At 46.3% G+C, this 13,968-nt stretch carries 12 protein-coding genes and 1 pseudogene; 6 read left to right on the top strand and 7 right to left on the bottom strand.

Going from position 1 to position 13,968, the window contains the following annotated elements:
* Nucleotides 1-58 precede the first annotated feature (58 nt).
* The 3 genes and pseudogenes from hemG to SU60_RS00245 all read right to left on the bottom strand — a co-directional run bounded on the left by hemG (nucleotide 59) and on the right by SU60_RS00245 (nucleotide 2,722).
* Nucleotides 59-586 (bottom strand): menaquinone-dependent protoporphyrinogen IX dehydrogenase, encoded by a 528-nt coding sequence (hemG, locus tag SU60_RS00255; RefSeq protein ID WP_041153794.1) that lies wholly within the window; start codon nucleotides 584-586, stop codon nucleotides 59-61.
* Nucleotides 587-595: 9 nt separating this feature from the next.
* Nucleotides 596-2,052 (bottom strand): annotated as a pseudogene (locus SU60_RS00250) (TrkH family potassium uptake protein).
* Nucleotides 2,053-2,098: 46 nt separating this feature from the next.
* Entirely contained in the window at nucleotides 2,099-2,722 is a 624-nt protein-coding gene (locus tag SU60_RS00245; protein ID WP_041153793.1) for a YigZ family protein, read from the bottom strand.
* Nucleotides 2,723-2,991: 269 nt separating this feature from the next.
* Between SU60_RS00245 and fadB the strand changes: the two genes are divergently transcribed.
* The 3 genes from fadB to acuI all read left to right on the top strand — a co-directional run bounded on the left by fadB (nucleotide 2,992) and on the right by acuI (nucleotide 7,632).
* Nucleotides 2,992-5,163 (top strand): fatty acid oxidation complex subunit alpha FadB, encoded by a 2,172-nt coding sequence (gene fadB, locus SU60_RS00240; RefSeq protein WP_041153792.1) that lies wholly within the window; start codon nucleotides 2,992-2,994, stop codon nucleotides 5,161-5,163.
* A 14-nt stretch (nucleotides 5,164-5,177) separates the two neighbouring features.
* On the top strand, nucleotides 5,178-6,353 hold the full coding sequence (fadA, locus tag SU60_RS00235) for an acetyl-CoA C-acyltransferase FadA (protein ID WP_041153791.1): 1,176 nt from the start codon (nucleotides 5,178-5,180) through the stop codon (nucleotides 6,351-6,353).
* Nucleotides 6,354-6,651: 298 nt separating this feature from the next.
* Nucleotides 6,652-7,632 (top strand): acrylyl-CoA reductase (NADPH), encoded by a 981-nt coding sequence (gene acuI, locus SU60_RS00230; protein WP_041153790.1) that lies wholly within the window; start codon nucleotides 6,652-6,654, stop codon nucleotides 7,630-7,632.
* 57 nt (nucleotides 7,633-7,689) lie between these two features.
* Here acuI and SU60_RS00225 read toward each other — a convergent pair whose 3' ends face one another.
* Together SU60_RS00225 and SU60_RS00220 are read right to left on the bottom strand one after the other, a co-directional pair.
* Complete coding sequence (locus SU60_RS00225; RefSeq protein WP_041153795.1) at nucleotides 7,690-8,631, bottom strand: LysR family transcriptional regulator; 942 nt, start codon at nucleotides 8,629-8,631, stop codon at nucleotides 7,690-7,692.
* Nucleotides 8,632-8,811: 180 nt separating this feature from the next.
* Nucleotides 8,812-8,994, bottom strand: a complete 183-nt coding sequence (locus SU60_RS00220) for a hypothetical protein (RefSeq protein WP_041153789.1) — start codon at nucleotides 8,992-8,994, stop codon at nucleotides 8,812-8,814.
* A gap of 133 nt (nucleotides 8,995-9,127) precedes the next feature.
* Here SU60_RS00220 and tusA point away from each other — a divergent pair, with 133 nt between their 5' ends.
* Entirely contained in the window at nucleotides 9,128-9,376 is a 249-nt protein-coding gene (tusA, locus tag SU60_RS00215; RefSeq protein ID WP_041153788.1) for a sulfurtransferase TusA, read from the top strand.
* 43 nt (nucleotides 9,377-9,419) lie between these two features.
* On the opposite strand, the gene SU60_RS00210 is transcribed toward tusA, so the two are convergent.
* Nucleotides 9,420-9,680, bottom strand: a complete 261-nt coding sequence (locus SU60_RS00210) for a hypothetical protein (protein ID WP_041153787.1) — start codon at nucleotides 9,678-9,680, stop codon at nucleotides 9,420-9,422.
* Nucleotides 9,681-9,885: 205 nt separating this feature from the next.
* Entirely contained in the window at nucleotides 9,886-10,440 is a 555-nt protein-coding gene (locus SU60_RS00205; RefSeq protein WP_041153786.1) for a TMEM165/GDT1 family protein, read from the bottom strand.
* Nucleotides 10,441-10,925: 485 nt separating this feature from the next.
* On the opposite strand from SU60_RS00205, the gene glyQ reads away from it, so the two are divergent.
* Nucleotides 10,926-11,849: a glycine--tRNA ligase subunit alpha gene (glyQ, locus tag SU60_RS00200; protein ID WP_041153785.1), complete on the top strand. Its 924-nt coding sequence runs from the start codon at nucleotides 10,926-10,928 to the stop codon at nucleotides 11,847-11,849.
* Nucleotides 11,850-11,863: 14 nt separating this feature from the next.
* Nucleotides 11,864-13,930, top strand: coding sequence for a glycine--tRNA ligase subunit beta (glyS, locus tag SU60_RS00195; RefSeq protein ID WP_041153784.1), 2,067 nt, complete (start codon nucleotides 11,864-11,866; stop codon nucleotides 13,928-13,930).
* Nucleotides 13,931-13,968 lie beyond the last annotated feature (38 nt).

The raw sequence follows: 13,968 nt of genomic DNA, 5'->3' as shown, positions 1-13,968 counted from the left end.
AGATTTTATACCATTCGAATAAAATAAAGCCAAAAACACTCAAAAGTGCACGTTATTTCTACAATTTTCTAAACTTGTCTGCAAAAAGTGTCACTTTTTCCCAGTTGGTATATTCCACTTCTTTGGTCGTATCGGTCTCCCCGCCTGTCATGGACATAATGAATCTAATCATCATTTTGTCGAACCAACCATAGCGTGGATAGTAGAGGGCACCAGCAAATACACCTATTAGTGCTGGCTTCCAAGGTGATTTGATCAGGAACTTGCGAATATACGCACTGCCTTCAGGAGTGTCTTTCCCTTGATCTTCTTTACGAGCAGTTAAATTCACACAGAAGAAAGCCACTTTATGTTGTTCTAACTGGGTAATATGGCGCTCAATAAATTGATACAGCTTTTTATTTAAATGGCCATAGCGAATAGAAGCTCCGATCAACACTCTGTCATAAGCACTGAAATCCATAGTCTCTACATTGTGTAAATCCACGAGTTCACAATCAAAGTCTGCTAATTGTTCATCGATATAATGGAAGATTTTTTTTGTTTGCCCTTCGCGTGAAGAGTATAGGAACAAAGCTTTTGCCACGATTTCCCCTTAACTACGCCAAAACGTCGGCGTAAGTAGAATGAGTAAGGTAAATATTTCTAAACGCCCAAATAACATAGATACTACGAGCACCCACTTTGCTTTGTCATTTACATCACCAAAGTGAAGTGCAACTTCACCTAAACCTGGACCAAGGTTATTCAATGTCGCTGCAACCGCAGAGAATGCACTGAGCTCATCCATCCCAGTCGCAATCAGCCCCAACATGCAAACCACAAAAACGAGCGCGTAGGCCGAGAAGAAACCCCATACAGCATCAACGACGCGTTGTGGCAGCGCACTCCCCCCGACTTTGATGGTGTAGACTGCCCGGGGATGAACCAAACGTTTGAGTTCACGAGCCCCTTGTAGGTCAGCAATAAAATTCGGATCACTTTCATGCCACCGCCAGTCGAGCCTGCGCATCCACCAATAAAGGATGAGAACAGTAGAAGTACAGGTAAAAACAATGGCCAGTCCGAAAAACCAGTGGTTGTAAAGCCAGCAGTAGTTGAAATGGAAACTGTCTGAAACAGAGCTTGGTCAAACGCATCGTAAGCCGTAATGTACGAGTGGTGCTTCAGTAATAGTAAAAAGCACACAACAAACAACAATATCTGTATAAGGATGAAAGCGCGAAACTCTGGGTCTTTCCAATAGTATTTGGGGTGTACGCCACCGGATGAAAATGCCGCGAAGTGAAGCGTATAGTTACAAGCCGATATGAGTAAGAAAACAACAGTGATTAAGTTAATCGCATAACTATCAAAATATCCCATACTCGCATCATGAGTTGAGAATCCACCAATCGCGATGGTAGAAAAGCTGTGACTGATTGCATCAAACGGCGTCATCCCTGCTAACCAAAACGCGGTCGCGCAGGCAATCGTCAAGCTCAAGTAGATATACCATAACGCTTTTGCCGTTTCGGCAATACGAGGCGTCATTTTGGTATCTTTGACAGGCCCAGGAATTTCAGCTCGATACAGCTGCATACCACCGATACCTAACACCGGTAAAATGGCAACGGCCAGCACAATGATGCCCATACCGCCAAACCACTGCAGTAACTGACGATAAAACAAAATCGCCTTAGGCAATTCATCGAGCCCAACGATAACCGTAGCGCCCGTTGTTGTTAACGCAGAAAATGACTCAAAGAAAGCATCGGTTACCGAAATATTGGGGTTATCTGATATCAAAAACGGAATTGAACCAGCACTACCTAATACCGTCCAAAACAGGACTACGATTAGGAAACCATCGCGAGCCTTAAGCTCATGCTTTTGCCGACGGTTAGGAAACCAACACACTGCCCCGCAAAAAAGCAGAACAAAAAAAGTCGTGACAAAAGGCACACCAGCACCATCACGATAGATTAGCGCGACCAGAGCGGGTGCAAGCATCGTGACACTAAAAAGTGCCAATAAGAGCCCGACGATTCGAATAATTGAACGAAATTGCATGGATTAATTGACTAGCGAAGCTGTCCCTGTTGCTTCCTATTTTTCATTATTGTCCGTTTAGAGGGGTGACCATTGCCTTGGCCCCGCTTTTATTGATGATCAATTGGGTAAACGCGCTCACTTCACGAAGTTCAAGTTCGACGACTAGAACGACCTGATCACTGTAATCAGCATCGACCTCTACAGCACCAAACTGAGACATTATGGATTGCGCGATAGACATAAAGCCATAGTCTAACGTTAGTCTAAGTTTTGTGGTGATTTTTTTCTCAATAGTTTGAAGCAGCTTTAATGCTTGCTGCACGCCACCTCCGTAAGCCTTAACCAAACCACCCGTCCCTAACTTTATTCCGCCTGAGTAACGGGTGACAACCGCAGTGATTTCTCCAACGCCTGAACCAGACAGTTGCCCAAGAATCGGTTTACCAGCGGTGCCAGACGGCTCCCCGTCATCACTAAATCCCCATTTCATAGAGTCTTCTGGTCTTCCTGCGACAAATCCCCAGCAATTATGTCTCGCATCCGCATGCTTGCTTTTTATTTGCTCCACAAATGCTTTAGCCGCTTCGACACTTGGTGTATGCGCAAGATAAGTAATAAATACGCTCTTTTTGATCTCTTCTTCAAATTGCGCAGGCTCAGCAGGAATCAAATAAGGCTGGTCATTCATAGGATTAAGTCACTTAGTTCTTTATCGGCAGTCTATCACGAGAGTGATTTGAGAGTCGCATAAGATCTGCACTGGCGCACAATGTTAAACACTTGTTTGAAAAATGTATTGAAATTAAACATAACACGATCAAAACTAACATTAATGGTCTTACCAGAATAAAAATAATACACTTCTTGATACCTATCTTCCGCGGCATTCTATAGAAAAGCCACAATGGTTAAGTAGGTATACAGACAATCACAGATTGTATGTCATGGAGATAGACAATGATTTACCAAGCCGAAACCCTACAGGTAAAGGAAATAAAGGATGGTATTGCAGAATTGACTTTCTGCTCGCCAAAATCCGTTAATAAACTCGATTTAGCGACACTTGAGTCACTCGACAAGGCGCTTGATGCTCTTGCAGAACACCAAGGCTTGAAGGGCATCATGCTGACCTCTGATAAAGAGACATTTATTGTCGGGGCGGACATTACTGAGTTCTTAGGTTTATTTGCCAAATCGGATGCTGAGCTCGATCAATGGTTGCAGTTTGCGAACAGCATCTTCAATAAATTGGAAGACCTACCCGTTCCTACCATCTCTGTGCTCAAAGGCCACGCGCTTGGTGGTGGTTGCGAATGTGTACTTGCGACAGATATACGTATTGGTGACAAAACCACCAGCATTGGCTTACCAGAAACCAAACTTGGTATCATGCCTGGCTTTGGCGGCTGCGTGCGTTTACCTCGCGTTATTGGTGCAGACAACGCAATGGAAATCATAACTCAAGGAAAAGCCTGTGGTGCTGATGAAGCTCTAAAAATCGGTCTGCTCGATGCGGTCGTCGATAGCGAATCGCTATATGATTCTGCTTTACAAACACTGACTGCTGCAATCAATGAAAAAATCAACTGGCAAGCACGCCGCAGCCAAAAAACGTCACCACTAACCCTAAGCAAGCTCGAGTCAATGATGAGCTTCACGATGGCAAAAGGCCTAGTGGCGCAAAAAGCAGGACCACACTATCCTGCACCAATGACTTCTGTCGTTACTATCGAGGAAGGTGCATGCTTTGCACGTAATGAAGCACTTGATGTTGAACGTAAGCACTTCGTTAAACTGGCAAAATCAGAAGAAGCAAAATCACTGGTTGGCCTGTTCCTAAGCGACCAATACATCAAAGGTCTTGCTAAAAAAGCAGCAAAATCAGCCAATAAAGACACTAAGCGTGCTGCTGTCCTTGGAGCCGGTATTATGGGTGGCGGCATCGCTTACCAATCAGCACTGAAAGGTGTCCCTGTACTTATGAAAGACATCGCTCAGGTCTCACTGGACTTGGGCATGAATGAAGCTTCCAAACTGCTCAACAAACGTCTTTCCCAAGGGCGAATTGATGGCTTCAAAATGGCTGGTATTCTGGCGTCTATCACACCAAGCCTACACTACGCTGGTATTGAAAATTCGGATGTCATTGTCGAAGCAGTGGTTGAAAACCCGAAAGTAAAAGCTGCCGTACTTAGCGAAGTCGAACAAAACGTTGACGAAGATACAGTTATCACCTCGAACACATCGACAATTCCAATCAACGTTCTGGCTCAGTCACTACAACGCCCTGAAAACTTCTGTGGTATGCACTTCTTTAACCCTGTGCATCGCATGCCATTGGTTGAAATCATCCGCGGTGAGAAAACATCAGACGAGACCATCAACCGCGTTGTGGCGTACGCCGCGAAAATGGGTAAATCACCTATCGTGGTCAATGACTGTCCTGGATTCTTCGTCAACCGCGTACTGTTCCCGTACTTTGGTGGCTTCAGCATGCTGCTTCGTGATGGTGCTGACTTCACGCAAATCGACAAAATCATGGAACGCAAATTTGGCTGGCCAATGGGTCCTGCTTACCTGCTAGACGTAGTCGGCATTGATACCGCTCACCACGCACAAGCCGTTATGGCAGAAGGCTTTCCTGAGCGCATGGGCAAGCAAGGGCGCGATGCGATTGATGCCTTATTTGACGCCAAAAAATTTGGTCAGAAAAACGGCAGCGGCTTCTACAGCTACTCTGTTGATAAGAAGGGCAAACCGAAGAAGACCTTCTCTGAAGAGATCTTGCCACTACTGGCAGACGTATGTGCAGATAAAAAAGACTTCGACGAGCAGACCATCATTCAACGTATGATGATTCCGATGATCAACGAAGTGGTGCTGTGTCTACAGGAAGGTATTATCGCAACGCCACAAGAAGCGGATATGGCTCTGGTTTATGGTCTGGGCTTCCCTCCATTCCGCGGCGGTGTATTCCGCTACCTAGACAGTGTGGGTATTGCTGAATACATCGAAATGGCAAAACAACACGCAGCATTAGGCGCGATGTACCAAGTACCGCAAATGCTGATAGATATGGCCGCCAAAGGCGAGACCTTCTACGGCGCACAACAGCAAGGTTCTATCTAAGGAGGGATTCCCAAATGACTAATCAAACAAGAAATGTTGTCGTAGTCGATTGTCTACGTACCCCAATGGGTCGCTCTAAAGGTGGCGCTTTCCGTCATACTCGAGCAGAAGACCTTTCCGCACACTTAATGAAAGGTCTACTGGCACGTAACCCACAAGTAAATCCAAATGAAATTGAAGATATTTACTGGGGTTGTGTACAACAAACGCTAGAACAAGGCTTTAACGTTGCGCGTAACGCAGCGTTGCTCGCAGGGCTCCCCATTGAAGTCGGTGCCGTTACCGTAAACCGGTTGTGTGGTTCTTCAATGCAAGCACTGCATGATGGTACCCGAGCGATTATGACAGGTGATGCTGAAATCTGTCTGATCGGTGGTGTCGAACACATGGGGCACGTACCGATGAGCCACGGCGTCGACTTTCACCCGGGTATGGCCAAGAACGTAGCGAAAGCAGCTGGTATGATGGGGCTAACTGCTGAAATGCTGGGAAAACTGCACGGTATTAGCCGTGAGCAACAAGATGAGTTTGCCGCCCGCTCTCACGCCCGAGCCCACGCAGCAACAGTGGAAGGCCGCTTTAAAAACGAAATCTTACCTATCGAAGGTCACGCGGCTGACGGTACATTATTCACTCTCGACTACGATGAAGTCATTCGCCCAGAAACCTCCGTGGAAGGCTTATCCCAACTTCGTCCGGTATTCGACCCTGCTAACGGCACCGTCACGGCAGGTACTTCGTCAGCTCTTTCCGATGGCGCATCAGCCATGCTGATCATGAGTGAAGAAAAAGCCAACGAGCTTGGGTTAACCATTCGCGCTCGAATCAAAGGCATGGCTATTGCCGGCTGCGATCCTTCAATTATGGGCTATGGACCTGTACCGGCAACCCAAAAAGCGCTCAAACGTGCGGGATTGTCTATGGAAGATATGGATGTTGTCGAACTAAACGAAGCGTTTGCAGCGCAATCTTTGCCATGTGCTAAAGACTTAGGTCTGCTTGATGTGATGGATGAAAAAGTGAACCTAAACGGTGGCGCAATTGCTCTGGGCCACCCACTAGGTTGTTCTGGCTCGCGTATTTCAACCACCTTGATTAACCTAATGGAAGCAAAAGACGCCAAATACGGCCTTGCTACCATGTGTATTGGTCTTGGTCAGGGTATCGCCACTGTGTTTGAAAGGCCCTAAAATTGTTGCCAGCTAATTAGTTTTTAAATTAACAATGATGCTTAAACAAACACAGTACTCCACTGGACAAGCAGAATAAAATAAACCAATACTCAAGTAATGTAGTATTAGACTTAGGGGCGACAGATAATGTCGCCCTTCATTTTTTAAGCGCATTGAGCAATAAATGCACATAGCGCATAGATTAAATGCTGAACTTTCATTTTATTCATAACCAAACAAGTCCTACACTTAGAGGCAGTTAATAGCTTGCTGCATGTAGCATTCCAGCCGCACCAACGCAAACACGGAGAACCTCATGTTTAATGCTCTAGTTCTAAACCAAGAAGACAAACGCACTATCGCCAGTGTCGAACGCATCGACGAAACTCAACTGCCAGAAGGCGACGTCCTGATTGACGTTGATTATTCATCGTTAAATTACAAAGATGGCCTCGCAATCACCGGCAAAGGTAAAATCATCCGTAACTTCCCGATGGTTCCGGGCATTGATTTGGCAGGTACGGTCGTGAGCTCTGATGACACTCGCTACCAAACAGGCGACAAAGTGGTACTCACTGGCTGGGGTGTTGGTGAAAACCATTGGGGTGGTATGGCTCAACGTGCTCGCTTGAAAGCAGACTGGTTAGTGCCACTACCAAACGGTCTGGACAGCAAAAAAGCAATGATGGTCGGCACAGCTGGCTTTACCGCGATGTTATGTGTTCAGGCGCTGCTTGATGCGGATATCAAACCCGAAGCAGGAGAGATTCTTGTCACTGGTGCCAGTGGGGGCGTAGGATCCGTGGCCGTTACTTTGCTCGCTCAGCTGGGTTACAAAGTCGCAGCGGTAACCGGACGCGTAGAACAAAATGGTCCATTGCTGGAAAAACTTGGTGCGAGCCGTATTATTGACCGAACCGAATTTGAAGAACCTGCTCGTCCACTGGAAAAGCAAATTTGGGCGGGTGCAGTCGATACCGTTGGCAGCAAAGTGCTGGCGAAAGTGTTGGCTCAAATGGACTACAACAGTGCTGTAGCAGCATGTGGTTTAGCTGGCGGATTTGATCTGCCAACAACAGTTATGCCGTTTATACTGCGAAATGTACGTCTGCAAGGAGTCGACTCAGTCATGTGCCCAACAGAAAAGCGCATCGCTGCGTGGGAAAAACTGGTGGAACTATTGCCTGACAGCTACTACGAGCAAGCTTGTACTGAAGTCGAATTAACTGAAGCGCCTAAGTACGCAGAGGACATCACTAACGGCCAAGTCACAGGTCGTGTGGTTATCAAGCTATAAGCCGCAGATCCAATATACAGACTAAGAGCCAGCAATGCTGGCTCTTTTTATTTTCCATCAACCCAGTCCCATATCGTCAATACGTTTGGCAATCAAACGACCACACTCTTCTTTTACAATCCCTCGCAACCATTCTTGTGCGGGAGAATGCTCGCAGCGAACATGCCAAATCATTGAGTAATCGAATGGCGTAAATTGGAAAGGTAATGCCTTCACTACTAAATCGTAGCGCTCAGCAACTAAATACGCCAAATCTGCTGGCACTGTAATAATAATTGGCAAGGTATCGACGATCGCTAATGCCGCTTCTAAGTGATAAGCACGTAACACCATTTTACGTGATGGTTTATCGACTAACGCCTGCTCTATCAGAGCATTCACGCCATCACTGATCGCAATCATCGCATGAGGATGACTCAGGTAATCATCTAAGCTCATTTCTTGATACGCCAGCGGATGTTGTCTCGACAATAAACACAACACACCAACTCGACCTAGAATTTCACTGCGCAATGGTTCTACCGGTCCGATAGGACGGCAAATGGCGAGATCAGCACCTTCGTAGGTGAGTTGATCGGACAATCGATCGTGCTGTAAAGGCAGAAAATTAAACGACACGTTAGGCGCTTCCTGATAAATGCGCGGCAACGCGAACGGCAATATGGTTTGCATCGCGTAGTCTGTCGTCGCAATGTTAAATACCTGCTCACACAAATGTGGGTTGAACTCAACCGGGGAAAGTAATTGTCTTAATGACTCTAGTGGTTCGCCTAAAGCGCGATCGATTTCCAACGCCTTCTTGGTTGGAGTCAAATGTTGTCCCTGACGAGTAAACAATGGGTCATCCAAAAGATCGCGCAATCTACCCAGCACTCGACTCATCGCAGACTGACTTAAGTTAAGGCGGGCCGCTGCTTTACTGACACTGTTCTCTTCGATCAGTACACGTAATGCGACTAATAAATTTAGATCCCGACGGTAGATATCTTCTAATTCCACAACGGCCATACAAAAGAAAAGGATTTGGACAAATTGTACTCTTTATCTTCAAGTAAAAAAATCCCGCCTTTCGGCGGGGAAGCCCAAGAAAACTGGGGATAGTGTCGGAATGAAGTGTTGGTAACAAAATGGGTTATGATCACTGCTGTCGCAGGAGGTATAAAACAGGCAAGCGAAACGTTAGTTTTCTTGCTCAGACGCACCGGACCATTTGTGCGCCTCTATCCAAATCCCGATGATGGTTGCAGCCACGCCGATCAAAGGCATCAGTGATGGTTCCATGGGAGAACGAAGCACTAATGCACAGAACGAAATGAAACATAGCACTGAGTAAATAGTAAGTCTGTCTAACGCTGTTAACATTATCTTTCCCATCCACTTTGTTGCCAAATTGTTAATTTAAAGTAAAACAAAAATAACCTTTTGCCAAGTGGTTATTGAATATTTTTTCTACGAACGTAAAATTCATCACTCAGTTAGTTACGAGAATCACACTATGAGCTTTAATCCTGAACTGGCGACCAAGATATTAGAGGCAGAAGGACTGCGGTGCCCAGAGCCAGTAATGATGGTCAGGAAGACAATTCGCAACATGCAAGATGGTGAGATTTTGCTGGTAAAAGCAGACGATCCATCAACAACCCGAGATATTCCGAGTTTTTGTCGTTTTATGGATCATCAACTGGTCGCGGCACAAACGGAACACGTTCCATTTCAGTACCTGATTAAGAAAGGTTTGGAATAAGTTGCCCAGACAAAAAAAGGCAGCCTAAGAGGCTGCCATTTGTCTATTCATCATATTCTAGTGTACGAACTTCAGACTGTAGCTTGTTAAGTTGCTTCTTCATCGCCCGCATCTCTTCATGCATCGGTATTATGTGCGCAACCCGAATCCACGCTTCTACCGTTAAGCCGGTAAGAATGAACGATCCCGCAACTATCGGTAACCACATATCAGTCAACACCATCGCCAACAGGCACAGCGCCAAACCAAAGGTGAATAAATAACTCTGACTCTTGGGGGTCATCCCCATGTAACGTGTAAGCATACATTTGTCCTCTCGCCATCATTCACTCTATTAAACTACCACGACAAGTATGACACGGATATCTCCTGCGTCACGCTGATGGACAATATTTAGTCAGAGTTTGAAGCAAGCCACTTTTTCGCTACTTATTGATAGTTCACATCATTTCATCAATTTATCAGCAAAAAATGCATTCCCATCTCGGTTCTTCACCGGCCATGATAAACTAGAACAAGGCAGCACCGATCGCCAATAAGACGAATAAAAATGCCGTCACTTTACGAATAAGCCCCAAAGGCATTTTATCCGCAGACAACTTACCAATCAGAACCACTGGGACATTGGCCAGTAACATACCAATCGTAGTTCCTAACACGACCCAACTTAGTGCATCGGCATACTGAGCACCAAGAATGGAAGTAGCAATCTGAGTTTTGTCACCAATCTCTGCAACAAAAAAGGCGATAAAGCTGGCAATAAATGGACCACGGTTGGAGATCTCTTCGTCATCATCGAGTTTATCTGGGATCAGAACCCAAGCCGCCATAGCAACAAAACTGATCACCAGCACCCACTTCAATACTTCAGGTGACAAGTAATCAGCCACAACAACCCCCAACCATGCAGCTAAAGCGTGGTTAGCAATAGTGGCTAAAAAGATGGCAGCAATAATAGGGACGGGTTTGCGGTATCGACTGGCAAGTAACAACGATAGCAATTGGGTCTTATCACCAATTTCTGCTAACGCTACAGTAGTAATTGAAATAGCTAAAACACTCACGACATGCTCATTGGGGCAGGGATTATTATATTTAACCGAAGACAAACCTCACGCCCCTACCCCGGTTCGTGATGATTTGTCTAAGGTCTTGCTAAACTCGAAAGGCTTCGAGTCTCGAGCGCCATGGTGATTTTGCACCAATTATGTTGACGAACGAACCGGATAAAACTGACGCTTCACCAGGTAAGCTACTCCCCAAAGACGAACGCAATTCTAGCCAACCTTGTTACGCATCTCAAGTATCAAACTGGCCAAAACCGCCCTTTTAAGGAAATTTGGATGAATAAGCCAAAAAATTTCTATCAAAGGAGAAAATAGCCCAGTAATTAATCAAGATTAACCCTACTCCCATAAACAATATCTGGGTATACTAGATTGTTAATTTATTCAACCATAATTACTCCTTACCCGTGCACATCAGAGCGGTAAAACTCTACAAATGTGACGGTTCAATGAGTAACAAGAGAATCGCGCGAACCTGACTTATGCAAAAATACGATATCAAAACCTTCCAGGGAATGATCCTCGCGCTGCAGGATTATTGGGCTCAAAATGGTTGTACCGTTGTTCAACCACTCGATATGGAAGTTGGTGCGGGGACCTCTCACCCAATGACCTGTCTTCGAGCGATTGGTCCAGAGCCAATGTCGACAGCTTACGTACAACCTTCACGTCGTCCTACTGATGGCCGTTATGGTGAAAACCCTAACCGTCTTCAGCACTACTACCAATTTCAAGTAGCGCTAAAACCATCTCCAGACAATATCCAAGAGTTGTACCTAGGCTCCCTTGAAGTTCTTGGTATTGACCCACTTGTCCATGACATCCGTTTTGTAGAAGACAACTGGGAAAACCCAACGCTAGGCGCGTGGGGGCTAGGCTGGGAAGTGTGGCTCAATGGCATGGAAGTGACTCAGTTTACTTACTTCCAACAAGTTGGCGGTATTGAATGTAAGCCCGTGACCGGTGAAATCACTTACGGTATTGAGCGTCTTGCAATGTACATCCAGGAAGTCGATTCTGTTTACGACTTGGTATGGAATATCGCACCAGACGGCAGCAAAGTGACGTACGGGGATATCTTCCACCAAAATGAGGTGGAGCAATCAACATACAACTTCGAACATGCTGACGTGGAGTTCCTATTCGGTTTCTTTGAGCAATGTGAGAAAGAGTGTAAAGAGCTTGTCGCGCTTGAAAAACCTCTGCCGCTGCCAGCTTACGAGCGCATCCTCAAAGCAGGTCACGCTTTCAACCTACTAGACGCGCGTAAAGCGATCTCAGTAACCGAGCGTCAGCGCTACATTCTGCGCATCCGTAACCTGACGAAGTCAGTCGCTGAAGCCTACTACGCATCACGTGAAGCACTCGGCTTTCCGATGTGTAAAAAGTCAGAAGAACAAGCGTAAGGGATCGAGATAACATGGCAAAAGAATTTTTAATCGAGCTGGGTACAGAAGAGCTCCCACCAACGCAACTTCGTACCCTGGCTGAAGCATTTGCAGCAAACTTCGAAGCAGAACTAAAAAGCGCAGAGCTTACTCACGAAGGCGTAAAATGGTTCGCGGCACCTCGTCGTCTTGCACTAAAAGTTGCGGCACTGGCAGAAAGCCAATCAGACAAAGTCGTTGAGAAGCGTGGTCCTGCGGTTTCTGCAGCATTCGATGCGGAAGGCAATCCAACCAAAGCCGCTCAAGGCTGGGCTCGCGGTTGTGGCATCACCGTTGACCAAGCTGAACGTATGGTGACAGACAAAGGTGAATGGCTTCTGTTTAAACAAGAAGTCAAAGGGCAACCAACCTCTGATATCGTAGTTGAGCTAGCCGCAAAAGCACTGGCAAACTTACCGATCGCAAAACCAATGCGTTGGGGCAACAAGACCACGCAATTTATTCGCCCGGTAAAAACCCTAACAATGCTGATGGGCTCAGATCTCATTGAAGGCGAGATTCTTGGTGTCGCTTCAGGCCGCACGATCCGTGGTCACCGCTTCATGGGTGAGCAAGAGTTCACGATTGATTCGGCTGAGCAATACCCAGCGATTCTAGAAGAACGCGGTAAAGTGATGGCAGATTACGACGCGCGTAAGGCCATTATCCTAGCTGATGCACAAAAAGCGGCAGCGGCGGTTGGCGGTATTGCCGACCTAGAAGATGATCTCGTCGAAGAAGTGACGTCTCTGGTTGAATGGCCGGTGGTACTCACAGCGAAGTTCGAAGAAGAGTTCCTAAAAGTACCTTCTGAAGCTTTGGTTTACACCATGAAAGGTGACCAAAAATACTTCCCTGTCTATGACGAGAATAACAAACTACTGCCTAACTTTATCTTCGTTTCTAACATCGAGTCGAAAGAGCCTCGCTACGTTATCGAAGGTAACGAAAAAGTGGTTCGCCCACGTCTTGCTGATGCAGAATTCTTCTTCAATACAGACCGTAAGCGTCCGCTTATTGACCGTCTTCCTGAACTAGAAACCGCTATCTTCCAAAAGCAACTCGGTACCATTAAAGACAAAACCGATCGTATCACCGCTCTGGCTGGCTACATTGCTAAGCAAATTGGCGCGGACGTCGAAAAAACCACTCGCGCGGGCCTACTAGCAAAATGTGACCTAATGACCTCAATGGTTTTTGAGTTCACCGATACGCAAGGCGTGATGGGTATGCACTACGCGACGCACGACGGTGAAGATGAGCAAGTAGCACTCGCGCTTTACGAACAGTACATGCCGCGTTTTGCTGGTGATGTTCTGCCAAGCACTGCTATTTCTTCTGCGGTAGCTATGGCGGACAAGCTGGACACAATCGTGGGTATCTTTGGTATTGGCCAAGCTCCGAAAGGCAGTGACCCATTCGCGCTGCGTCGTGCATCACTCGGTGTGCTACGTATCATCGTTGAAAATGGTTACAGCTTAGACCTTATCGACCTGATCCGTGAAGCGAAAGTACAGTTTGGCACTAAGCTAACCAACGATAACGTTGAGCATGATGTGCTTGAGTTCATGCTGGGTCGTTTCAATGCTTGGTACAAAGACGAAGGCTTTAGCGTCGATATTATTCAAGCCGTGTTAGCTCGTCGTCCAACGAAACCTGCTGATTTCGATCAGCGTGTTAAAGCCGTATCCCACTTCCGTGAACTGGAAGCGGCTGAATCTTTGGCAGCGGCGAATAAGCGCGTAGGTAACATCCTAGCGAAATTCGACGGTGAATTGTCGGAAGAGATCGACTTAGCACTTCTACAAGAAGACGCGGAGAAAGCATTGGCGGAAAGTGTTGAAGTAATGACGGAAGCATTGGAACCCGCATTTGCAACAGGTAACTACCAACAAGCTCTGAGCAAACTGGCCGATCTACGTGAACCCGTTGATGCATTTTTCGATAACGTCATGGTAATGGCTGACGACGAAGCGCTTAAGAAAAACCGTCTGACACTACTGAACAATCTGCGTAACCTGTTCCTGCAGATTGCCGACATCTCGCTGCTACAAAAATAATCAGACCAAGACCAAACGGCTGATTAAAAAGCGATAGT

Source organism: Vibrio mytili, from assembly GCF_000830505.1.
In the GTDB taxonomy this organism is placed as follows: domain Bacteria; phylum Pseudomonadota; class Gammaproteobacteria; order Enterobacterales; family Vibrionaceae; genus Vibrio; species Vibrio mytili.
The sequence above is the reverse complement of the archived record's forward strand: the minus strand, read 5'-3'. Positions and strand labels throughout refer to the sequence as shown.